We start from the raw sequence: 24915 nt of genomic DNA, 5'->3' as shown, positions 1-24915 counted from the left end.
GCGCACACCCGGTTTCGTGGTGGGGATCAGAGTTGTTCGGCGGCGGCGAATTGCTCCAGCCGCTTCCGGTCCGGTTTCCCGTTGCGGTTCAACGGGAACTGATCGGTGACGAGGACGCGGTTCGGCTGCTCGGCGGGCGGCAGCACACCGCAGATCCGGTCGCGCCAGTACCGCGAGTCCCGCCGCGCGTCGTCCTCGACGACGAAGACCAGGCTCGACCCGCGCCGCTGGTCGGGCAGCGCGACGATCTTCGCGGAGCAGCCTTCGCCTGCCAGCCGGTGCTCGATCACCTCGGGATGCAGGGTGTGCCCGTTGCGGTGCACCGCCCGTTTGCGCCCGACGACGAACAGGTTCCCGTCCGCGTCGAGACGGCCGAGGTCGCCGGTCGCGTACCAGCCGCGGTCGACGGGGATCACCTGCCCGCCGGCGTCGAGGTAGCCCTCCATGAGGTCGGGGTCGAGGACGAACAGTTCGCCGATCTCGCCGGGCGGCAGCACGGTGCCGTCGTCGGCGCGGACCTCCAGGGCCAGCCCTTCGACGATCTGCCCGCAGCCGCGCGGGTTCCCGATGTTGGCGAAGGCGACGTTGCCCATCTCGGTGCTGCCGTAGCTGTCGAGCAGCGGCATGCCGAACAGCTCTTCGGCCTGGTCCACGACGCCGGGTTCGAGCGGCGCGGCGCCGCTGCACAGCATGCGCACCCGGGAGAATTCCTCTTTGAGCGCCGGGCGTTTGCCGATGATGTTGAACAGGCTGCGATACGTGGACGGCGTCGCGTCGACGACCGTCGCCCCGGCGCGTCCGGCCAGGCGCAGCGCGCGGTCGGGGCGGCGGTAGGGCGCGATCACCAGCGAGCAGTCCCGCAGCCACGCGATCATCACCATCGAAAGGCCGTACTGATGGTTGAACGGCAGCAGCGGCAGGAGGACGTCGTCCGCTACGTGGCCGACCAGATCGGCGTTGCGTTCGAGGTTCTTCAGGAACCGCGCGCCGTTCTTCGCGACGCCCTTGGGGACGCCGGTCGAACCGGACGACCACATCACGAGACTGTCGGGCAGCTTTTCCCAGACGTCGAAACGCAACTGGACGTCCGTCGGGGCCCGATCGGCGGCCGCGACCATGATCTCGTAGGTGTAGGCCGACGGAGCGTCCGGCGGCATCGGCGCGTCGTCGTCGATGACGGCCAGCACGACACCGGAACCGGCGATCGTCTCGGCGGTGCGGTCGGCGTGCTCCATGTGGTCGACGAGCACCACCGACGCGCCGACGTGCATCAGCGCGACGAGGATCGTCAGATAGGCCAGCGTGTTGTCGGCCTTGAGCAGGACACGGTCACCGGAGCCGACGCCGCGGTCCCGCAGCACCTCGGCGACGCGGAGGGCCTGCTGTTCGAAGGCCGCGCCGCCGGTGACCGCGTCGGGGGAATAGATCTTCGCGAACATGGGGAAGTCCTTTCCGCTGTCAATCCAGGCTCACCGGGGCGATTTCGTCGAACACGTCGCCGGGACCGGGGTTGTCCGGGTGGGTGCCGCCGCCAAGGTGCTCGACGACGCCCCATACGGCGTTCAGCGCGGTGGTGACCGCGCTCTCGGAGAAACCGGCGATCCACGCGACGTCGTCGCCGGCGAGGAAGAAGCCGCGGTGGTGCTCGGCGGCGTCACGCTGCATGAACTGGGTGAACAGGCGCCGCTGGTAGCGGTAGCTGCCGGGAAGACAGGATTTGAAGGCGCCCTTGAAATGCGGCTGCGTCTCCCAGGTGATCGCGATCGGCGGGCCGATCATGTGCGAACGGATGTCGACGCCCGGATAGATCTTGGCCAGCGCGGAGAGCATCACGTCGAGCCGCTCGTCCGGGCTCAGCGACGCGACCTTGAGCGAGTCGTCGTTCCAGGTGTAGGAGAGCAGCATCGTGCCGGGTTCGTCGGGGCCGTTGTCGATCAGGTAGACCCCGCGCGGGATGCGGTCGGTGAGCGTCGTGCTCATCACGTCGCGGCCGGTCGCCGGGTCCTGGTCGAGCCAGAACGGGCGGTCGGTGATGACGAACAGTTTCGACGCGCCCATGTAGTGGGTGCGCTCCAGCGCGGTCCAGACCGGCTGCGGCAGCAGGGCGTCGTCGCTCTTCATCCCCGAGAGCAGGTTCCAGTTCTGCGCGGCGAAGATCGCCGCCGGGTACGTGCGCACGTCGCGGTCCGCGTCCTCGATGGTGAACCCGCGGCCGGTGCGGTCGATCCGCACCACCGCCGGGCGCGGTTCGCCGCCGTGCAGGCTTTTCAGCGACGTGCCGGACGGCCAGTATTCGAGGTCGGCGGGTTCGTCCGCCCACAGCCCGAGCGGCAGTTGCTGGCAGCCGCCTAGGATCCGGTGGTGCTCGTCGCTGGTGTCGGTGCAGATCACGCGCAGGATTTCGAGCGCGGAGTTGGGGAAGTCGGTGTCCCAGCCGCCGCAGCCGAAGCCGACCTGGCCGAAGATCTCGCGGTGCTCGAAGGACGAGAACAGCGGCGACGAGGTCAGGAAGCCGTAGAACGACACGTTGTCGAACTTGGTGACCAGGTGGTTCCACAAATCCTTGATGGTCGAGATGTCCCGGCGCCGGATGGCGTCCTCCATCAGCGACATGTCCGCCTGCTCCTGGAGCGTCTTCGTCCAGGCGTCGTTGACCTCGCGGTACACCGGCGGCAGGTCGGCGGACGTGCGCGCCCAGTGGTTCTCGCCGTGCAGGTTGATCACCGTGCTCGGTGACGCGGGGGAGAGCGGGTTGGGGAACGGCGTCGTCTCCAGGCCCACCTTGTCGATGTAGTGGAAGAGCGCCCCGGCGGACGGCGGGAAGCGCATCGCGCCCAGTTCGGCGACGGCGTCCGGGTAGCCGGGCAGGCTCACCGAACGCATCCGGCCGCCGAGCTGTTCGGCCTCGTAGATCACCGGTTTGAGGCCGAGCTTCATCAGCTCGTATGCGGCCACCATCCCGGACAGGCCGCCGCCGATCACCGCGACCTCGGTGCCGTGCGCCTGGCGTGGCACGCGGCCGAGCCCGGCGGGATGGCGGAGCCAGTCGTCGTAGGCGAACGGGAAATCCGGGCACAGCATGCTCGCCGGCGGCGCCGCCTCGGCGCGGGGGCCGGGCAGGATGCGTTCTTCGACGGGAGACAGGGTCATCGGCGTTACCTCCGGCACTAGTTCTGGCGTCGCGCGGACGACCGCGGGCCGGCACGGCGGACGCCGGCGTTCTCGTGCGGCTACGGGTCTCGGCGCTGAAATCCGGTTCGCCGAAAGCCACGTTAACGATTCCGTCCCGGCGCGCCGGATACCTTTTCCACCGCTTGCCCACGGCACGGAAACCGAGCAGGGGAGCGGCCGGTTACCCGGCGGTGGAACAGTTCCGCCCCGTCCGCGACGGCCGCTGTGGCTAGCTGGACCGCGACTTCCCTGTGCCGGGCGACCCGAGGTGGCGAGTGCGCGCATGACCGAGCTGGATTCCCTGCGACGGCTGGAAAGCAGGCCGCGCGCCGAGCGGCGCCGCATACTGCTGGGCCTGGTGCGCCGGGCGACGTCGGCGGTGCTGGACGGGCCGCTCCCGCCCGGCCGGACCTTCGCCGATCTCGGATTCGATTCCCTGCTGGCGGTGAAGCTGCACGCGTGGCTGACCGCCGAGACCGGGCTCGAACTGCCGGTGACGCTGGCCTACGACCATCCCGGACCCGAATCGCTGGCGGACTTCCTCGACGAGTGTCTCTTCGGAGCCGGGTCCGAGGACGAAGCGGAAGCAGGCGCGGCCACCGGCGAACCGATCGTGATCGTCGGCATCGGCTGCCGGTTCCCCGGCGGCGCGGATTCACCCGAGGGCCTGTGGTCCATTGTGGACGAAGGGCGGGACGTGGTCACGGAATTCCCCCGTGACCGCGGCTGGGACGTCGACGGTCTCTACGACCCGCGCCCGGGCACCCCGGGCAAGACCTACGTGCGCCACGGCGGTTTCCTGCCCGGCGCGGCCGAATTCGACGCCGGCTTCTTCGGGATCTCGCCGCGCGAGGCGCTGGCGATGGACCCGCAGCAACGGCTGGTCCTGGAGACGGCGTGGGAGGCGTTGGAACGAGCCGGGATCGACGCCGGAACCCTGACGGGCAGCCGGACCGGGGTGTTCGTCGGTGCCGAGCCGCAGGAATACGGCACCCGCCTGGCCGACGCGCCCGAGGGCCTCGACGGGCTCCTGCTCACCGGCAGCGCGCCGAGCGTCGTCTCCGGAAGGATCGCGTACACCCTCGGCCTGCAGGGGCCGGCGTTGACCGTCGACACCGCCTGCTCCGGCTCGCTGGTCGCGCTGCATCTCGCGGTCCGCGCGCTGCGGAACGGCGAATGCGGCCTCGCGCTCGCCGGTGGGGTCGCCGTGCTCGGCACCCCCGGCCCGTTCGTGGCCTTCTCGAACCAGCGCGGCCTCGCGCCGGATGGGCGCTGCAAACCGTTCTCGGCCGCGGCGGACGGGACCGCGTGGGCCGAAGGCGCCGGGATGTTCGTCCTGGAAAGGCTTTCCGACGCCGAGCGCCACGGACATCCGGTGCTCGCGGTGATCCGGGGGAGCGCGGTCAACTCCGACGGCGCCTCGAACGGGCTCACCGCGCCGAACGGCCCGTCCCAGCAGCGGGTGATCCGCGCCGCGCTGGCCGACGCCGGGATCGGAGCGTCCACTGTGGACGCCGTCGAGGCGCACGGCACGGGGACCACCCTCGGCGACCCGATCGAGGCGCAGGCGCTGCTCGCGACCTACGGCCGGGACCGGGAAACGCCGTTGTGGCTGGGTTCGGTGAAGGCCAACATCGGGCACACGCAGGCGGCCGCGGGCGCGGCCGGGGTGATCAAGATGATCATGGCGCTGCGCCACGGCCGCTTGCCGCGCACCCTGCACGGCGCCGATCCGACCCCGGCGGTCGACTGGTCCGCCGGCGCGGTCTCGCTGCTGGCCGAGCCGGTCGCCTGGCCCCGTGGCGAGGAACCGCGCCGGGCCGCGGTGTCGTCGTTCGGCATCTCCGGCACAAATGCCCACTTGATCCTGGAGGAACCGGCACCCGCGGTGCCCGGCGAGCCAACGCCCGCACCGCATTCGCCGGTCGCCATCGCGTTCTCGGCCGCCGATCCGGTCGCGTTGCGCGCCCGCGCGGCCCAGCTCGCCGCTGTCGACGCGGATCCGGCGGACCTCGCCTTCTCGCTCGCCAAGACCCGCGCGACGCTGGCCGAGCGTGCCTTCGTTCTGGCGCCGGACGCCGCGGGCCTGGCGGAAGCACTGACCGCGTACGACGAACGGGTGCTCCGCGGCGGTCCGCTCCAGGAGCCCGCCGAACTCGCGTACCTGTTCACCGGGCAGGGTGCCCAGCGGATCGCGATGGGCCGTGAGCTTTACGACGCCTACGACGTTTATGCCGAGACCTTCGACGAGGTCTGCGCGCACACCGACCTGCAGCTCGACCCCCCGCTGCGGGACGTGGTGTTCGGCGAGGCCGACCCTGCGTTGCTCGACCGCACCGACTACGCGCAGCCCGCGTTGTTCGCCGTCGAGGTCGCCCTGTTCCGGCTGCTGGAGTCCTGGGGCGTCGCCCCCGCCTACCTGTGCGGGCATTCGGTGGGGGAGTTCGCGGCCGCGCACGTCGCCGGTGTGCTGTCGCTGTCCGACGCGGCGATGCTGGTGACGGCCCGCGGAAGGCTCATGCGCGAGCTGCCAGAAGGCGGCGCGATGGTGTCCCTGCGTGCCTCCGAGGAAACCGCTCGCGGGTTGCTGGCCGGGCTCGGGGAACGCGCCGGGGTCGCAGCGGTCAACGGTGCGGACGCGGTCGTGCTGTCCGGTGCCCGCGACGCGCTGGAGAAGGCGATCGGCGGCTTCGATGGCAAGGTCAAGTGGCTCAACGTCAGCCACGCGTTCCACTCCCCGTTGATGCGCGACATGCTCGACGACTTCGCCCGGATCGCGCGGCTCGCCGACTACCACCCCGCGAACCTGCCGATCGTCTCGACGGTCACCGGCGAGATCGGCGGGCACGACTCGGCCGGGTACTGGATCCGCCACGTCGAAGCGACCGTCCGCTTCGCCGACGCGCTGGGTGTGTTGCGGGACAACGGTTGCGGCACCTACCTCGAACTGGGACCGGACGGCGTACTCTCGGCGCTGGTCGACGACGGTGTCGCGCGTCCGCTGCTCCGCCGCGACCGGCCCGAGGTCCCCGAACTCCTGACCGCGCTGGGCACCGCCCACGTCCGCGGCGTGGACGTCGACTTCGCGGCGCTCGCTCCGGGCGGGCGCCGGATCGACCTCCCGACCTACCCGTTCCAGCGGTCGAAGTACTGGCTCACCCCCGGCCCGGGCGGGGACGCGCGCGGCCTCGGCCTGCGTCGCGCCGAGCATCCGCTTCTCGGGGCGGTGGTCGCGGTGCCCGGCGGCGACACCGTGTTCACCGCGCGGCTCTCGACGACCGATCAGCCCTGGCTGGACGGCCACCGGGTCGGCGACGACATCCTCTTCCCCGGCACCGGTTTCCTCGAACTCGCCTTGCACGCCGGTGCCGAAACGGGTTGCGGGCGCGTGGAGGAACTGACCCTGGGCGCCCCGCTCGTGCTCTCGGCCGCGGCCGAGGTGCAGGTGGTGGTGGCCGCCCCGGACGACGACGGCCGCCGCGCGGTCACCGTCCATTCGCGACCGGAACACGGCGAGGACTGGACGCGGCACGCGAACGGCACCCTCGTTCCCGAGACCGATGCCGTCCCCGCGACCGTGGAGTGGCCACCGCCGGGAGAAGCCCGGTCCCTGGAAGGCTTCTACGACGAGCTACCCGGCTTCGGTTACGAAGGCGTGTTCCGCGGTCTGCGGTCGGTGTGGGTCGACGGCGACGATGTCCACGCCGAGGTCTCGCTTCCCACGGACGAGGACGGCGGCTTCGGTATCCACCCGGCGCTCCTGGACGCCGGGCTGCACGCGATGTTCTTCCGCGAGTCGGCGGAATCCGCCGGTGGGCTGCCGTTCTCCTGGTCGGACGTCCACCTGCGGGCGAGCGGCGCGACCGCGCTGCGGCTGCGGATCACGTTCCACGGGGCGGACACCGTGTCGCTGGTCGCCGTCGACCCCTCGGGCTCCGAGGTGCTGAGCGTCGGCTCGCTGGTCGTCCGCCGTCCGGTCGCGCGCGGCCGGGAACTCCCCGGTGGACTGTTCACTGTGGACTGGACGCCGATCGCGGTCGCCGAACCGGTGGCGTGCACGGCGTATCCGGAGATCGTGCCCGGCAAGCCCGCGGTGCTGTCGGTGCTCCCGGAGGGCGACCCTGTCGGCTCGGCGCACGAGCTCGGCGCCCAGGTCCTGGCAGTGATCCAGGACTGGGTGACGCGGGAAGAGTCCACTTTGGTCGTCCACACGCGACACGCCGCGGGGCCGGACGCCACCGATCCGGCGGCCGCGTCGATCTGGGGCCTGGTGCGCAGTGCCCAGGCCGAGCACCATGGCCGGTTCGTCCTCGTCGACGGCGAGGCCGAAGACGTGCCGATGGCCGTGGCGACCGGGGAACCGCAGGTCGCCGTGCGCGACGGCGTCCCGCTCGTGCCGCGGATAGCCGAGGCAAGCGCGGGAGTCCTGCTGCCGCCCGACGGGCCTTGGCGGCTGGGCAAGTCCGGTGAGGGCACGGTCGACGACCTCGTCCTGGAGGCGGCCGGCGAGCCGGACCTCGGGCCGGACGACGTGCGCATCGCCGTCCGTGCGGCGGGGCTGAACTTCCGTGACGTGCTGAACGTCCTGGGCATGTACCCGGGCGAGGCCGGGCCGCTGGGCTGCGAGATCGCCGGGACCGTGCTCGCGACCGGCGCCGCGGTGACCGACCTGGCGCCAGGCGACCGCGTGATGGGCATGGTGCACGGCGCGATCGGCCCGGTCGCCGTCGGCGAACGCCCGTTCCTGACCCGGGTCCCGGACGCCTGGACCGACGAGCAGGCCGCGACCGTGCCGCTCGTCTTCCTGACCGCCTATTACGCGCTGGTCGACCTGGCCGGGCTCAAGGCGGGCGAGTCGATCCTGATCCATTCGGCCGCGGGCGGGGTCGGGATGGCCGCGACCCAGCTCGCCCGCCATCTGGGCGCCGAGGTGTTCGGCACCGCCAGCGAGGGCAAGCAGCACGTCCTGCGCGCGGCCGGGCTGGCTCCGGACCACATCGCCTCCTCACGCACCCTCGACTTCGCCGAAGCCTTCCGGACCGCGACCGGCGGACGCGGGGTCGACGTCGTCCTCAACTCCCTCGCGGGCGAGTTCGTCGACGCCTCCCTCGCCGTGACCGCGGCCGGCGGCCGGTTCCTCGAAATGGGCAAGACCGACGTCCGCGAACCGCAGGACGTCGCCTACCGCGCCTTCGACCTGATCGAAGCGGGCCGGACCCGCACCGCCGAGATCTGGGCCGAGCTGATCACCCTGTTCGGCCAGGGCGCGCTCACCCCGCTGCCGGTGCGGACCTGGGACGTCCGGCACGCGCCCGACGCGTTCCGGTTCGTCAGCCAGGCCAGGCATATCGGCAAGGTAGCGCTCACCGTCCCGCGAGCGCTCGATCCCGACCGGACGGTGCTGGTCACCGGCGGCACCGGCGGCCTCGGCGCGCTCGTCGCGCGGCATCTCGTGGCCGCGCACGGGGTCCGCAAGCTGCTGCTCACCAGCCGCCGCGGCCCGGACGCGCCGGGCGCGGGAGAACTTGCCGCCGAGCTCACCGTCCTGGGTGCCGAAGTCCGCGTCGTGGCCTGTGACGTCGCCGATCGGGACGCGCTCTCCGCCCTGCTGGACGGGGTCGAGCTGACCGGCGTCGTGCACACCGCGGGTGTCCTCGACGACGGCGTGCTGACCGGCCTGACCCAGGAGAGGCTCGCGAAAGTGTTGCGCCCCAAGGTGGACGCGGCGTGGCACCTGCACGAACTCACCCTCGGCCACGACCTCGCGCTCTTCGCGCTCTACTCGTCGGTGTCCGGGACCGTCGGCTCGGCGGGGCAGGCCTCCTACGCCGCCGCGAACACGTTCCTGGACGCCTTGGCGGCCTACCGCGGGACCCGGGGCTTGCCCGCCGTCTCGCTCGCCTGGGGACTCTGGAGGGAGGGGATGGGCAGCGGGCTCGCCGAGAACGACGTCGACCGCATGGCCCGCGAAGGCCTGCCGCCGCTGACCGCGGAGTCCGGGCTGGCCCTGTTCGACGCCGCCCTCGACGGCGGGTTCACCACCGTCCTGCCGATCGAACTCGACCGTGCCGCGCTGCGCGCCCACGCCAGGACCACCGAGGTGGCGCCTGTGCTGCGCGGTCTCGCGAAGGTCACCACCCGCCGCGCGGCGGCGCCCGCGGCCACGGGCGGCGCCGGGCTCGGCGAGCGGCTCACGGCACTGCCCGATGACGAACGCACGGCTCTCCTGATCGACCTCGTGCGGCACAACGCCGCCGCCGTCCTCGGGCACGAGGCGGGCGGCATGATCGATCCGGCACGCGCGTTCAAGGACCTCGGCTTCGATTCGCTGACGTCGGTGGAACTGCGCAACCGGATCAACACCGTCACCGGCTTGCGGCTGTCGGCCACGGCGGTGTTCGACCATCCGACCGTCGCCGCGCTCGCCGGGCACCTGCTTGCCGAACTGGCCCCGCCGTCGCTCAGCGCGGCCGACGCGGTGCTCACCGAACTCGACCGGCTCGAAGAACGCCTGGCCGCCGTCGACGACGACGGCCGGACCGCGGTCGCCGGACGGCTGCGAGCCCTGCTCGACGGCATCACCACGCCGGGGAGCGACGTCGGCGGACGGCTGGAGGACGCGACCGCGGACGAGGTCGTCGACTTCCTGGCCACCGAACTGGGGATTTCGTGATGGCGGACAAGAAGGCCGTCGCCAAGGTGCTGGCCGACATCGAGCGGCTGAGCGAACGCCTCGGCGAACTGGATCCCGAAGACCGCAAGAAGGTCGCCAAGCCGCTGAAGAAGCTGCTGCTGGCCTACGCGGCGGGCGACAAGGACGACGAATTCGACGACCTGCTGTTCGACGCCGCTGTCGACAAGGTCTTCGGCTTCCTCACCGACGAGATCTTCTGACCGTGTCGGCGGAGCTGCAGATGTATCCGGAAGAGCGACTGAACGCGTGAACCCGCGCTGGCCGAAGGCCCCCGCTATCGCGGTGACAGGGCGTCCTGAGATGGATGACCAGGCAGCGTCCTGCCGACGTCGATCGCGGACGCGGGTTCACCGACAGACACCGACCACCGAGCGAGGGTGTGATGGCGGACCAAGAGAAGCTTCTCGACCTGCTGAAGCGGGTGACCGGGGACCTGCACCGGACCCGGGAACGGCTGCGTGACGCCGAGGACGGACGGCACGAGCCGATCGCGATCGTCGGCATGGCCTGCCGGTTCCCCGGCGGGGCCGACACGCCGGCCGCGCTGTGGGACCTGGTCGAGAGCGGCCGCGAGGGCATCGGCGAGTTCCCGGCCGACCGCGGCTGGGACACCTCCGGCCTGTTCGACGACGACCCGGAGAAGCGCGGGACCACCTATGTGCGGACCGGCGGTTTCCTGCCCGGCGCCGCCGGATTCGACGCCGAGTTCTTCGGGATCTCGCCGCGTGAGGCGCTGGCCATGGAACCGCAGCAGCGGCTGCTGCTGGAGGTCGGCTGGGAGGCCGTCGAACGCGCCGGCCTCGACCCGGCCGCGCTGCGCGGCAGCCCCACCGGCGTCTACGTCGGCGTTTCCGCGCAGGAGTACGGTCCGCGGCTGCACAACCCGGGCGACACGGTGGACGGCTACCTGCTGACCGGCACCACCTGCAGTGTCCACTCCGGACGGATCGCCTATCAGCTCGGCCTGGAGGGCCCGGCGGTCTCGATCGACACGGCGTGTTCGTCGTCGCTGGTCGCCGTGCACGCGGCGGTGCGCGGCCTGCGCGCGGGAGAGTGCACCCTCGCCCTCGCCGGTGGCGTCAACCTGATGGCCTCGCCGGGGATCTTCGTCGACTTCGCGCGGCAGCGCGGCCTGGCACCGGACGGGCGCTGCAAATCGTTCTCCGACGACGCCGACGGCACCGCCTGGGCCGAAGGCGTCGGGATGCTCGTGCTGGAGAAGCTGTCCGACGCCCAGCGCAACGGACACCGGATCCTCGCCGTGGTAAGGGGTTCCGCGGTGAATTCCGACGGCGCGTCGAACGGCCTCACCGCGCCCAACGGTCCGTCGCAGCAGCGCGTGATCCGCGCCGCGCTCGCCGACGCACGACTGTCCACTTCGGACGTCGACGCCGTCGAGGCGCACGGCACGGGCACGAGGCTGGGCGACCCGATCGAGGCCGAAGCGCTGATGGCCACGTACGGCCGCGACCGTGACCGGCCGCTGTTCCTCGGCTCGGTCAAGTCGAACTTCGGGCACGCGCAGGCCGCGGCCGGGGTCGCCGGGATCATCAAGATGGTCGAGGCGATGCGTCACGGGGTCCTGCCGCCGACCCTGAACGTCGGCACGCCCAGCCGCGAGGTCGACTGGACGGCCGGGCCGGTCTCGCTGCTGACCGAACGCACGCCGTGGCCCGAGACCGGGCGTCCCCGTGCGGCGGCGGTGTCGTCGTTCGGGATCAGCGGGACGAACGCGCACGTCGTGCTGGAGCAGGCCCCGCCGGAGGAACCCGCCGCCGTGCGCCCCGCGCCCGCCGTGGTGCCGCTGCTGCTGTCAGCGGCCACGGAACCGGCGCTGGCCGCGCAGGCGTCCCGACTGCTTTCCGTGGCCGGGACCGCGGAGCCCCTCGACGTCGCGTATTCCCTGACGACCAGGGCGGCGCTGCCGTACCGGGCCGTCGTCACGGGCACGGACTGGGAAACCCTGTCCGCCGGGCTGGCCGATGTCACCGCCACCCGGGTGACCGAGGGCGGGCTCGCGTTCCTGTTCACCGGGCAGGGTTCGCAACGCCTCGGGATGGGTTCCGGGCTGTACGAGGCGTTCCCGGCGTTCGCGGCGGCCTACGACGAAGTTTGTGCGCTGCTGCCCGAGTTCGGGGATTTGGGCCGAACGGAGTTCGCGCAGCCGGCGATCTTCGCGTTGGAAGTGGCGTTATTCCGCCTTGTGGAGTCGTGGGGTGTGCGGCCGGATTATCTGGCGGGGCATTCGATCGGTGAGATCGCGGCCGCTCACGTCGCCGGAGTGCTGTCCTTGACCGACGCGGCGAAACTCGTCGTGGCGCGGGGCCGGTTGATGCAAGCCCTGCCCGCCGGTGGCGTGATGGTGGCGGTGCAGGCGTCCGAGGAGGAACTCGGCGAGTTGCCCGAGGGAGTCTCGCTGGCCGCGGTGAACGGTCCGTCGTCGGTGGTGCTGTCGGGCGCCGAGGAAGCGACTCTCACCTTCGTAGAACGGTTCAGCGACCGGAAGACCAAACGGCTGGACGTGTCGCACGCGTTCCACTCGGTGCTGATGGAACCGATGCTGGACGACTTCGCCGAGGTGGTGCGAGGCCTGGAGTTCTCGGCGCCGCGGATCCCGATCGTGTCCACCGTGGCGGAGAACGCGGATCTGACGGACCCGGCGTACTGGGTCGCGCATGTCCGCGAGACCGTGCGGTTCGCCGGCGCGGCCGAGCGCCTGACCGCCGCCGGGGTCACGAAGTTCTTCGAGCTCGGGCCGGACGCCGTGCTCAGCGCGTTCGTCGACGGCGGAGTGCCCGCGCTGCGCCGCGGCCACGACGAACCCGGGCAACTGGTCTCCGCGCTCGGCACGCTGCACGCGCGTGGTGTCGCCGTCGACTGGGCCGCCTACCTCGGCGGCGGGCGGTTCATCGACCTGCCGACGTACGCCTTCCAGCACGAGCACTTCTGGCTCGGCCAGGAAAGCGACGCCGACGTCACCGCCGCCGGGCTCGCCGCCGCCGATCATCCGCTGCTCGGCGCCGCCGTGTCCGTCGCCGCCGACGACGGCGTCCTGCTCACGGGACGCCTCTCGCTCGACCGGCATCCGTGGCTGGCCGACCATGTCGTCGCCGGCCGGGTGCTCGTTCCCGGTACCGCGTTCGCCGAACTCGCCGTCCGCGCGGGCGACGAGGTGGGCTGCGCGGGCGTGGAAGAGCTGATCCTGCGGGAACCGCTGGTCCTCGAACCCGGCACCGCGCCGGAGGTCCAGGTCGTCGCGGGCGCCGCCGACGAGCACGGCCGCCGTCCGGTGTCGATCCATTCACGGCTTCCGGAGCGGCCGTGGGTCACCCACGCGACGGGCTTCCTCGGCACTCCGCCAGTGTCCACTATGGACATGGTGTGGCCGCCGGAGAACGCCGAAGCGCTCGGACTCGAAGACGCCTACGATCGGCTGGCCGCCGCCGGGCTCGCGTACGGGCCGATGTTCCGCGGCCTGCGCAAGGTCTGGCGCCGCGGCACGGAGATCTTCGCCGAGGTCGCCCTTCCTGAGCCCGAGCAGGCGGCGAAGTTCGGTCTGCACCCGGCACTGCTCGACGCCGCGCTCCAGGCCACCGCCGTGCCCGGCGAGGACCAGGGTTCGGTGCCGTTCGCCTGGCGAGACGTCGTGCTCCACGCGCGGGGCGCGACCGAACTGCGCGTACACGCCCGGCCGGTCGCCGACGGCTTCGCGTTCGACCTCGCCGACGGCACGGGCGCGCCGGTCGCTGCCGTGGGCGGGCTCAGCGTCCGCGCCGTCACGGCCACGACTTCCGTGCGGGACGGCCTCTATCGTGTCGAGGAGGTGCCGCTTCTCGCCGGTTCCTCGGACACCACGGCGGCGGCGGTCCTGGAAGCCGGTTCGCTCGACGCCACTCTGCGCGGATTGCAGGACTTCCTGGCCACCGACGAGCCCGGCCCGCTGGTGGTGCTGACCTCTCGGGAAGGCGCGGCCGAAGGGCTGGTCCGTGCCGCGCAGGCCGAGCATCCCGGCCGGATCGTCCTGGTCCGCGGTACTCACGCCGACATCGAGGCCGCACTGGCCACCGGCGAACCCGAAGTGCACGCCGACGCCGGAAGCCTGTGCGCGCCGCGCCTGGCCAGGGCGGGCTCCGGTGAGTCCACACTGGACACTTCCGGCACGGTCCTGATCACCGGTGGCACCGGTGGGCTCGGCGCCCGCCTCGCCCGGCATCTGGTCGCCGCGCACGGTGTCCGGCATCTGCTGCTGGTCAGCCGTCGTGGTGCGGACGCGCCGGATGCCCGGGAACTCGCCGACGAACTCGGGGCCCGGATCGAGGCCTGCGACGTCTCCGATCGTGAGCAGCTCCGTGATCTGCTGGACCGGGCCGAGCCGCCGGTCACCGGTGTGGTCCACGCGGCGGGTGTCCTCGACGACGGTGTCGTCACGTCGCTCACCCCGGAGCGGGTCGACGCCGTGTACCGGGCCAAAGCCACCGCCGCGCAACTGCTGGACGAACTTACCGGCGACCTCGACTTCTTCGTGCTGTTCTCCTCGATCGCCGGTGTGTTCGGCTCACCGGGGCAGGGCGCGTACTCGGCGGCGAACGCCGAGCTGGACGCCCTCGCCCGGCGGCGCCGCGCCGCCGGAAAGCCCGCGCAGTCACTCGCGTGGGGTCTGTGGCGAGACGGGATGGGTGCTTCGCTGAGCGGCACCGATCGGGACCGGATCGGCAGGGACGGCTTCGGCGCCCTCGAACCGGACGAAGGACTCGCGCTGTTCGACGCCGCCGTGGCCGACGGCGGCGCCGTCCTCGTCCCGGTGCGGCTCGACCTCGCCGCCGTGCGCACCGCCGGTGTCCCGCCGCTGCTGCGCGGGCTGGTCCGCGTCCGGACCCGTCGCGAAGCCGCCCGCCGCACCGACACCGGGCTGGCGGGACGGCTCGCCGGGCTGTCCGAAAGCGACCGGGAAGCCCTGCTGATCGACCTGGTCCGGGCACGCGTCGCGGCGGTTCTCGGCCGGGCGGGTGCGGACACCGTGGAGCCGTCGCGGCCGTTCACCGAACTGGGCTTCGACTCCCTGACCGCCGTCGAACTGCGCAACGAACTCACCGCGGAAACCGGGTTGCGGCTGCCCGCGACGCTCGTCTTCGACCATCCGAGCCCGGCGGCGGTGGCCACGTTCCTCGGCGCCGAACTGCTCGGCGCCCCGGAACCGGCGCGTCCGGCGGTGACCCGGCGCGGCGCCGCCGACGAGCCGATCGCGATCGTCGCGATGAGCTGCCGGTATCCCGGCGGCGTCCGGTCACCCGAGGAGCTGTGGGACCTCGTGGCCGCGGGTACCGACGCGATCTCGCCGTTCCCCGGCGGACGCGGCTGGGACGTCGACGGTATCTACGACCCCGAACCCGGCCTGCCCGGCAAGACCTACACCCGCCACGGCGGCTTCCTCCACGACGCGGGCGAGTTCGATCCCGAGTTCTTCGGCATCTCGCCGCGGGAAGCCCTGGCGATGGACCCGCAGCAACGCCTGCTGCTGGAGATCAGCTGGGAAGCGCTCGAACGCGCCCGGCTCGACCCGGCGTCGCTGAAGGGCAGCGCCACCGGGGTGTTCGCCGGGATCATGTACTACGACTACGCCGCGAAACTGGCCAGCGTGCCCGACAGCGTCGCCGGATTCCTGGGCACCGGGACCTCGGCGAGCGTCCTGTCCGGGCGGATCGCGTACACGCTCGGGCTGGAAGGCCCGGCGGTGTCGGTCGACACGGCGTGCTCGTCGTCGCTGGTCGCGCTGCATCTGGCCGCGCGGTCGCTGCGTTCGGGGGAGTGCGACATGGCGCTCGCCGGCGGGGTCACCGTGATGGCGACGCCGGAGACGTTCCTCGACTTCTCGCGCCAGCGAGGGCTTTCGCCGGACGGGCGCTGCAAGTCGTTCTCGGCCGGCGCCGACGGCACCGGCTGGTCGGAAGGCGCCGGGGTGCTCGTGCTGGAGCGGCTTTCGGACGCCCGGCGCAACGGGCATCCGGTGCTGGCCGTGGTGCGCGGTTCCGCGGTCAACCAGGACGGCGCGTCCAACGGTCTCACCGCTCCGAATGGACCTTCGCAGCAGCGTGTGATCCGTGCGGCGCTCGCCGACGCCGGTCTGTCCACTTCGGACATCGATGCGGTCGAGGCGCACGGGACGGGCACGCGGCTGGGCGACCCGATCGAGGCACAGGCGCTCATCGCGACCTACGGCGCCGAGCGGGACGAACCGTTGTGGTTCGGTTCGGTCAAGTCGAACCTCGGGCATACGCAGGCCGCCGCCGGGGTCGCCGGGATCATCAAGATGGTCGAGGCGATGCGCCGGGGTGTGCTGCCCAGGACGTTGCACGCGGCGGAACCTTCGGAGGAGATCGAATGGGACGCCGGCGCCGTGGACCTGCTCCATGAATCGAGGCCGTGGCCGGAGGTGAGGCGACCGCGCCGGGCCGGGGTGTCGTCGTTCGGGATCAGCGGGACGAACGCGCACGTCGTCCTGGAGCAGGTCCCGGCCGAAACGCCGGTCGAGCCCGCCTCGCACGGCGTCGTACCGTGGGTGCTGTCGGCCAAGACCGATCAGGCCGTCGCCGACCAGGCCCGCGCTCTACTGTCCCTTGTGGACACAGCGGATCCACGTGACGTGGCGTACTCCCTGGCCACGACGCGGACCGCGCACGAGCGCCGGGCCGCGGTCGTCGGCGCGGACGCGGAGAGTCTGCGTGCCGGGCTCGAAGCCATCGCGGCCGGTGGCGGGATCACCGGTCGCGCGTCGCGGGGCAAGCTGGCGTTCCTGTTCACCGGGCAGGGTTCGCAGCGACCGGGGATGGGTGCCTCGCTGTACGAGGCGTTCCCGGTGTTCGCGGCGGCGTATGACGAGGTCTGTGCGCTGTTGCCCGAGACCGGGGATCTGTCGCGGACGGAGTTCGCGCAGCCCGCGATCTTCGCCCTGGAAGTGGCGTTGTTCCGGCTTGTGGAGTCGTGGGGTGTGCGGCCGGATTACTTGGCGGGACACTCGATCGGCGAGATCGCTGCGGCCCATGTCGCGGGTGTGCTGTCGTTGGAGGACGCGGCGAAACTGGTCGTGGCTCGTGGCCGCTTGATGCAGGCCTTGCCGTCGGGCGGGGTGATGGTCGCGGTGCAGGCGTCCGAGGACGAGATCGGCGAGTTGCCGGAGGGCGTGTCGCTGGGGGCGGTCAACGGTCCGTCGTCGGTGGTGCTTTCGGGCGCTGAAGAGCCGACGCTCGCCGTCGTGGCCCGGTTCGGCGATCGGAAGACGAAGCGGCTGGACGTGTCGCACGCGTTCCATTCGGTGCTGATGGAGCCGATGCTGGACGACTTCGCCGAGGTGGTGCGGGAGCTGACGTTCTCGGCGCCGCGGATTCCGATGGTGTCGGACGTGACCGACCCGGCGTACTGGGTCGCGCACGTCCGGGAGACCGTCCGGTTCGGTGCGGCGGTCGAGCAGCTCCGCGCCGACGGTGTCACGAAGTTCCTCGAAGTCGGCCCCGATGCGGTGCTTTCGCCGCTCACCGAAGGCATTCCCCTGCTGCGCAAGGGACGAGACGAAGCCGTGACGGTGATGACCGCGCTCGCCACCTTGCACGTCCAAGGAGTCCGGGTCGGCTGGGACGCCGTGCTGCCCGGTGCCCGCGCGGTCGACCTGCCGACCTATCCGTTCCAGCGCAAGCACTTCTGGCTCGAACCGGCGCCGGTCGGAGATCTCACCTCGGCCGGGCTGGACTCGCCGGGGCATCCGCTGCTCGCCGCCGGACTCTCCCTCGCCGAGAGCGACGGCACCGTCCTCACCGGACGGATCTCGCTCGCGACCCACCCCTGGCTCGCCGGGCACACGGTGCACGACACCGTCCTGCTGCCGGGCGCGGCGCTCGCCGAACTCGCCGTCCGAGCCGGTGACGAGGCCGGGCGGCCGCGGCTGGCCGAACTGACCCTGCACGCCCCGGTGATGATCCCCGAGAGCGGGCCGATCGAACTCCAGGTCGCGGTCAGTGCCGCGGCGGCGGTGACCATCCACTCGCGGATACCCGGCGAGGACTGGGCACTCAACGCGCTCGGCCTGCTGGCCGAGGCCGAGCCGCCCGCGAAGGGATTCGTCTGGCCGGACGGGCTCGAACCCATCGACCTCGGCTCCTTCTACGACGACCTCGCCGACCGCGGATTCGTCTACGGTCCGCTCTTCCAGGGCCTGCGCGCGGCCTGGCGGCACGGTGAGGACCGCTACGCCGAGATCTCGCTGCCCGAGGACGCCCGCGAGGACGCGGCCCGGTTCGGGATCCACCCGGCGTTGTTCGACGCCGCCCTGCACGGCATGTTCCTCGGCGAGGGTGAGGAATCCGGGGCGCTGCCGTTCAGCTGGAGCGACGTCAGCCTGCACGCGACCGGCGCCACGACGGTCCGAGCGCGGCTGCGGTTCCTCGCGCCCGGGGAAGTCGCGGTCGACCTGACCGACCTCGCCGGGGCGCCGGTGCTGTCGGTCGGCTCGCTGGTCGTCCGCGCGGTCACCGGTGAGCAGATGCGGGCGGGGGAAGACCGGTCGCTGTTCCGCGTCGAGCACGTCGCGGCCGAGCCGTCGTCCGCGGCGCCGGTGCCGTGGGTGCGATGGGACGAAGTGACCGAGCCGGTTCCGCCGGTCGTCGTCCTGCCGGTGCCGCAGGCGGGGATCCACGCTGTCCTCGAAGTCCTGCAACGGTTCCTGACCGAGCCGCGGTTCTCCGGCTCGCGGCTGGTCGTGGTCACCGGCGACAGTCTCGACGACGCGGCCGCGGCGGGTCTGGTGCGGTCCGCGCAGGCGGAGAACCCCGGCCGGTTCGTCATCCTCGACGGCGAAGTGTCCGATGTGGACACCGCGCTGGCCACCGGCGAACCCCGCGTCCGGGTGCGGGACGGCCGCGCCGAGGTACCGCGGCTGGTCCGGGCCGAGCCCGGTCCGAAGCCGGATTGGGAGCCCGCGGGTACGGTGCTGATCACCGGCGGCACCGGTGGGGTCGGGGCGAAACTGGCCGAACGGCTCGTCACCGAACACGGCGTCGAACGGCTGGTGCTCACCAGCCGGCGCGGCCTCGCCGTTCCCGGCGCCCAAGAACTGGCCGCCCGGCTGGGCGAGCTGGGCGCCGAGGTGCGCGTCGAAGCGTGCGACGTCGCCGATCGGGACGCGGTCGCCGCCCTGCTGGACGGCATCCCCGGCCTGTCCGGCGTCGTGCACGCGGCGGGGGTGCTCGACGACGGCGTCGTCACCGCGCTGACCCCGGAACGTCTGGACCGCGTCCTCGGCCCGAAGGCAGACGGGGCCCGTCACCTGCACGAACTGACCCTCGACCGGCCGCTGACCGAGTTCGTGCTGGTCTCGTCGGTGTCCGGCGTGCTCGGCGGGCCGGGACAGGGCAACTACGCCGCGGCCAACGCCTACCTCGACGCGCTGGCCGAGCGGCGGCACGCCGATGGCCTGCCCGCGCGGTCGCTCGCGTACGGGATGTGGGCCGCCGAAGGGATGGGTGGGGTCCTCGACCAGGCGCTGATCGACCGGATGCGGCGCGACGGTTTCGGGGCGCTCACGCCGGAAGAAGGTGCGGCGCTGTTCGATGTCGCGCCCGGACCGGTGGCCGTACCGGTCAAACTCGACCTGGCCGGGCTGCGGGACCAGGCCCGGGCGGGCGTGCTGCCCGCGCTGCTCACCGGGCTCGTCCGGCTTCCGGTGCGGCGGGCGGTTTCCCCCGAGTCCGTCGCTCTCACGCCGGACGCGGTGGAGGACCTGGTCCGGACGCAGACCGCGCAGGTGCTCGGCTTCGCCACGGCGGACGAGGTCGATCCCGACCACGCGTTCACCGACCTGGGCTTCGACTCGCTGACGTCGGTCGATCTGCGCAACCGGCTCGCGGCCGCGGCGGGACGGCAACTGGGGGCGACGGTGGTGTTCGACCACCCGACCCCCTCGGCGCTCGCGGCACACCTCCGGAGCCTGCTGTTCCCGGAAGTCGAAGTGCCCGACGAGGCGCGGCTGCGACGGGCGCTGGCGGGCGCGCCGGTGGAGCGGTTCCGGGAGCTGGGGGTGCTGGAGGCTCTGGTGAAACTGGCCGAGGAACTGCCTGCCGCCGAGTCCTCGGTGCCCGACGAGTCGATCGACGAGCTGGACGTGGGGGATCTGATCAGCCGGGCGATGTCGACCGCCGAGCAGGGCTGAAGGACGCTTTCCCCGCGTCGGATGCCGTGAAGGGCGCTTTCACGCATCGGATGCGGGGAAGAGCCCTTCAGCCCCATCTTGGCCGACGACGCGCGGTTCCCCGGTCCGTGAAGGCCTCCTTACCTACTTTGAGGGTAGGGAAGGAGGCCTTCACGGACGGGACCCCAGCGCACAGGTTGCGAAAGCCACTTTCGCAACCTTCAACGTTGCGAAAGTGGCTTTCGCAACACGAAGCCGCCCGAGCCGCCCGAGCCACCCGAGCCGCGCGAAGCCGCCCGAGCCGCGCGAAGCCGCCCGAGCCGCGCGGACCCCCCGCGAAGCCGCCCGAGTACATGAAGGCCCCCTTCATTGCGCCTAGCGCAGTGAAGGGGGCCTTCACGTACCAAGTGGGCCCCCGGTTACCGGGCAATGGGGCCGGGGTGGCGAACAGCGCCGGGGACGAGCGGCGCCCGCGCCCAGGATGAGGCCATGCCCGAGCTGCGTCCGTCTCGTCCGGTCCGGAGAATCTGATGGCGACACCCGAAGAACTGGTGACCGCGCTGCGGGAGTCGGTCAAGGAGAACAGCAGGCTGGCCGCGCGCAACCGCGAACTCGCCGACGCGGCGAGGGAACCGGTCGCGATCATCGGCATGGGATGCCGCTACCCGGGCGGGGTCGACTCGCCCGCGGCGTTGTGGGATCTGGTGGCCGACGGCCGCGACGCGGTCTCGAGGTTCCCCGCCGACCGCGGCTGGAACCTCGCCGAGCTGTTCCACCCCGATCCCGACCACCCCGGCACGTCGTACGCGCGTGAAGGGGGATTCCTCCACGAGGCCGCCGAATTCGATCCCGAGTTCTTCGGTATCTCGCCGCGCGAAGCGCTCGCGATGGATCCGCAGCAACGGCTTCTGCTCCAGATCAGCTGGGAGGCGATCGAGCGCGCCGGGCTCGACGCGTCTGCGTTGAAGGGCAGCGCGACGGGCGTGTTCGCCGGGATCATGTACCACGACTATGGAGCAGGCGTTTCCGAGCTGCCCGAAGGAGTCGAGGGTTTCCTCGGCACCGGCACCGCCGGCAGCGTGCTTTCCGGCCGTGTCGCCTACACGTTCGGCTTCGAGGGCCCGGCCGTGTCGGTCGACACCGCTTGCTCGTCGTCGCTCGTGGCCGTGCATCTGGCCGCGCAGGCGTTGCGGGCGGGGGAGTGTTCGCTCGCGCTGGCGGGCGGCGCGACGGTGATGGCGGTCCCGGACACGTTCGTCGAGTTCTCCCGCCAGCGCGGGTTGGCCCCGGACGGACGCTGCAAGTCGTTCGGCGCGGGCGCCGACGGAACCGGCTGGGGTGAGGGCGCCGGCGTGCTGCTGCTGGAGAAGCTTTCCGATGCCGTCCACAATGGACACCGGGTGCTGGCCGTCGTGCAGGGCTCCGCGGTCAACTCCGACGGCGCGTCCAACGGGCTCACCGCGCCCAATGGGCCGTCACAGCAACGCGTGATCCGCGCCGCGCTGGCGAGTGCCGGACTGTCCACTTCGGACATAGACGTCGTCGAGGCGCACGGCACGGGCACGAAGCTCGGCGACCCCATCGAGGCGGACACCCTGCTCGCCACGTACGGCCGCGACCGGAAAACCCCGCTGTGGCTCGGCTCCGTCAAGTCCAACATCGGGCACACGCAGGCCGCCGCCGGGGTCGCCGGGATCATCAAGATGGTCGAGGCGCTGCGCCGCGGCGAGCTGCCGCGCACGCTGCACGCCGACGAGCCGTCCCCGCACGTCGCCTGGGATTCCGGTGCGGTCGAACTGCTCACCGAGCACCGGCCCTGGCCCGAGACCGGCCGCCCGCGCGCGGCGGCGGTGTCGTCGTTCGGGATCAGCGGCACCAACTCGCACGTCATCCTCCGCCAGGCCCCCGACCAGCCGCGGGCCGGCAACGCGGCCGCGCGAGCCCGGGTCCCGTGGGTGCTGTCCGCACGCACCGAGGCCGCGCTGCCCGAGCTGGCGGACCGGTTGCTGCAGACCGGCGGTCACCCCACCGACATCGCCTGGTCACTGGCCACCGGCCGGGCGCCGCTGCCGTATCGCGCGGTCGTCACCGGTGCCGACGAGGACGAACTCCGCGCCGGCCTCGGCGCCCTGGCCCGCGGTGAGGCCGCGCCCGGCGTCGTCACCGGCCGGACGGGAAGCGGCAAGCTGGCCTTCCTCTGCACCGGGCAGGGCTCGCAGCGGCTCGCGATGGGCGCCGGGCTCGCCGCCGCCTTCCCCGTTTTCGCCGGGACCTTCGAGCGCGTGGCGGACCGGCTCGACGCGCACACCGGCTTCAAGCTCGCCGAAGTCCTCGCTTCCGAAGACCAGAGCAGGATCGACCGGACCGACGTCGCGCAGCCCGCGTTGTTCGCCTTCGAGGTCGCGATGGCCGAGCTCGTGCGGTCCTGGGGCGTGGAGCCGGACTTCCTGCTCGGGCACTCGATCGGCGAGCTCGCCGCGGCGTACCTCGCCGGGGTGTGGTCGCTCGACGACGCCGCCCGCCTGGTCGCCGCCCGTGGCAGGCTCATGCAGGCACAGCCCGAGGGCGGCGCGATGGTCGCGTTGCAGGCCACCGAAACGGAACTCGACCTGCCCGACGGCGTGAGCATCGCCGCGATCAACGGGCCTTCGTCCCTGGTTCTCTCCGGTGAAGAGGCAGCGGTCGCCGCGGTGATCGAGACCTTCCCCGGCCGGCGCTCCAAGCGGCTTTCGGTCAGCCACGCCTTCCACTCCGCGATGATGGACGGGATGCTCGGCGACTTCCGCGAAGTCGCCGAGAGCGTGACGTACGCCGAGCCGCGGATCCCGATCATCGCCGGTGACGTCCGCGATCCGGAGTACTGGGTGCGGCAGGTGCGCGAACCCGTCCGGTTCGCCGACGGCGTCGCGAGCCTGCACGCGCGCGGTGTCCGGCGCTTCGTCGAGATCGGGCCGGACGCCTCCCTGACCGCGCTCGGCGCCGACTGCGTCAGCGACGGTGTCTTCATCGCCACGCAACGGAAAGATCGTGATGAGGCCGCCGCCGCGGACCTGGCACGGGGAAGGCTCTTCACCGCCGGGGTGCGGCTCGACTGGGCCCGGATCTTCGACGGCACCGGCGCCACCCGTGTCGACTTGCCGACGTATCCCTTCCGGCGGGACCGCTTCTGGCTCGCCGCCGCGCAGACCGCACCCCCGGCCCGGCGGTACGAAGTCGTCTGGCGCCCGATGGAGCCGGTGGCGTCGCAGGAGTCCTGGACCGTCTATGCGGCCGAACCCGGCGCGTGGGCGGAAGCCGCCGCGAAGGCGCTCGACGCGCCCCTGGTGACGGAAGTCCCGGAGACCGGCCCGATCCTGGCGTTCCCGGTGGACGGGGCCGCACTCGCCGCTCTCCTGCGGGACACCCCGGCGAAGGTGTGGTGTGCCACCAGTGATCCCGGCGTCGCCGCGGTCGCGCGGGTCGCGGCGATCGAGCAGCCCCGCCGCTGGGGTGGCTGCGTGACCTTGCCCGAGCAGCCGGACCAAGCCGCTCGCCTCCGCGACGTGCTCGGCGGTCCCGAAGAGGAGGTCGCGATCCGCGCCGACGGGATCTTCGCCCGCCGGTTCGTCCCCGCCGCCCCCGCGTCCGGTGCGCCGTGGACGACCTCCGGAACCGCGCTGATCACCGGCGGCACCGGGGCCTTGGGCGCGCTCGTGGCCGAACGGCTGATCCGCGCCGGGACGGAACACGTCGTGCTTCTCTCCCGCCGTGGTGAGGACGCGCCTGGCGCGGCGGAACTGCGCGAACGGCTGGAGGGTCTCGGCGCGCGCGTCGGCATCCACGCGTGCGACGCCGCCGACCGGGACGCACTGTCCACAGTGGTCAGTGGTCTGACCGACCTCCGCGTGGTCGTGCACACCGCCGGCGTCCTCGACGACGCGATGCTCGACGACGCGACGCCCGAACGCTTCGAGGCCGTCGCCCGGCCGAAGGTGACCGCCGCGCGGCACCTGCGGGAACTCACGGAGGACCTCGACGCGCTGGTGCTGTTCTCGTCCGTCGCCGGGGTGCTCGGCAACGGCGGGCAGGCCGCCTACGCCGCCGCGAACGCGGAACTCGACGCGCTCGCGACCCGATGGCGGGCAGAAGGTGTCAAGGCGGTGTCGATCGCCTGGGGCCCGTGGGCCGAGGGTGGCATGGCCGAGGCGGTCGACGACGCCGTCCGCCGCAAGGGCCTGCGCCCGATGACCCCCGAGTCCGCGGCGGATGAGTTCGTCCGGGCGATCGCCTCCGGCGACACCTGCGTCACCGTCGCCGACTTCGACTGGCCGTCGTTCTTCGAGGACTTCCGCGCCGCACCGATGCTCGCCGACCTGCCACGACCGGAAACCGCGGCAGCCGAAGCACCGGTGGCGGATCTGCGGTCCCGGCTGAGCGGCCTGATCGAACCCGAACAACGACGGCTGCTGCTGAAGGTCGCCCGCGAGACCGTGGCCAAGGTGCTCGGCCATCCGGACACCTCGGCGATCGGCCCGGACCGCGCGTTCACCGAACTCGGGTTCGACTCGCTCACCGCGGTCGAACTGCGCAACCGGCTCGACGCCGCGACCGGCCTCGCCGTGCCCGCGACGCTCGTCTTCGACCATCCGACCCCGCAGGCGCTGGCCGCCTACCTCTGGCAGGAACTCGCCGGGACGGACGACGACGTGGAGGGCCTGCTCGACGGCCTGGAAGCCGCGTTGAGCCGTCTCGACCCGGGCGGGGACGAGCACGCGAAAGCGGGCGCCCGGCTGCGGAAACTCGCCGAGAGCCTCGACGGGCCCGGCTTCACGCCGTCTTCGGACGACGAACTCTTCGCCTTCATTGACCAGCAACTCGGCGCTTGAGCCGGGTGCAC

General features: G+C 72.2%; 5 protein-coding genes and 1 pseudogene. 4 read left to right on the top strand and 2 right to left on the bottom strand.

The window, feature by feature from the left end; genetic code table 11:
• Positions 1–26: 26 nt before the first annotated feature.
• Positions 27–1439 carry a class I adenylate-forming enzyme family protein gene (locus NQK81_RS07635; RefSeq protein ID WP_257487655.1) on the bottom strand — a complete coding sequence of 471 codons (1413 nt, stop codon included), beginning with the start codon at positions 1437–1439 and terminating at the stop codon, positions 27–29.
• Positions 1440–1458: 19 nt separating this feature from the next.
• Positions 1459–3150, bottom strand: a complete 1692-nt coding sequence (locus NQK81_RS07630) for a flavin monoamine oxidase family protein (RefSeq protein WP_126735792.1) — start codon at positions 3148–3150, stop codon at positions 1459–1461.
• Positions 3151–3454: 304 nt separating this feature from the next.
• On the opposite strand from NQK81_RS07630, the gene NQK81_RS07625 reads away from it, so the two are divergent.
• The 4 genes and pseudogenes from NQK81_RS07625 to NQK81_RS07610 all read left to right on the top strand — a co-directional run.
• Positions 3455–9844, top strand: coding sequence for a type I polyketide synthase (locus tag NQK81_RS07625; RefSeq protein WP_257487654.1), 6390 nt, complete (start codon positions 3455–3457; stop codon positions 9842–9844).
• Positions 9844–10065, top strand: a complete 222-nt coding sequence (locus tag NQK81_RS07620; protein WP_126735794.1) for a hypothetical protein — start codon at positions 9844–9846, stop codon at positions 10063–10065. Before NQK81_RS07625 ends, NQK81_RS07620 begins: the two co-directional genes overlap by 1 nt.
• A 182-nt stretch (positions 10066–10247) precedes the next feature.
• A complete protein-coding gene (locus NQK81_RS07615) occupies positions 10248–20060 on the top strand; it encodes a type I polyketide synthase (protein WP_257487653.1) in 9813 nt (3270 codons plus the stop codon).
• 509 nt (positions 20061–20569) lie between these two features.
• A pseudogene (locus NQK81_RS07610) lies at positions 20570–24904 on the top strand (type I polyketide synthase); the annotation flags it as partial.
• Between the last annotated feature and the right edge of the window lie 11 nt (positions 24905–24915).

It is taken from the genome of Amycolatopsis roodepoortensis (assembly GCF_024628825.1).
Classification (GTDB): Bacteria; Actinomycetota; Actinomycetes; order Mycobacteriales; family Pseudonocardiaceae; genus Amycolatopsis; species Amycolatopsis roodepoortensis.
Note: the sequence above shows the minus strand (reverse complement) of the source record. Positions and strands in the feature narration are given on the sequence as shown.

Excerpts from the sequence above, each read along its gene's own strand:
- NQK81_RS07635 (WP_257487655.1), bottom strand. The coding sequence starts at position 1,439 with ATGTTCGCGAAGATCTATTCCCCCGACGCGGTCACCGGCGGCGCGGCC.
- NQK81_RS07630 (WP_126735792.1), bottom strand. The coding sequence starts at position 3,150 with ATGACCCTGTCTCCCGTCGAAGAACGCATCCTGCCCGGCCCCCGCGCC.
- NQK81_RS07625 (WP_257487654.1), top strand. The coding sequence starts at position 3,455 with ATGACCGAGCTGGATTCCCTGCGACGGCTGGAAAGCAGGCCGCGCGCC.
- NQK81_RS07620 (WP_126735794.1), top strand. The coding sequence starts at position 9,844 with ATGGCGGACAAGAAGGCCGTCGCCAAGGTGCTGGCCGACATCGAGCGG.
- NQK81_RS07615 (WP_257487653.1), top strand. The coding sequence starts at position 10,248 with ATGGCGGACCAAGAGAAGCTTCTCGACCTGCTGAAGCGGGTGACCGGG.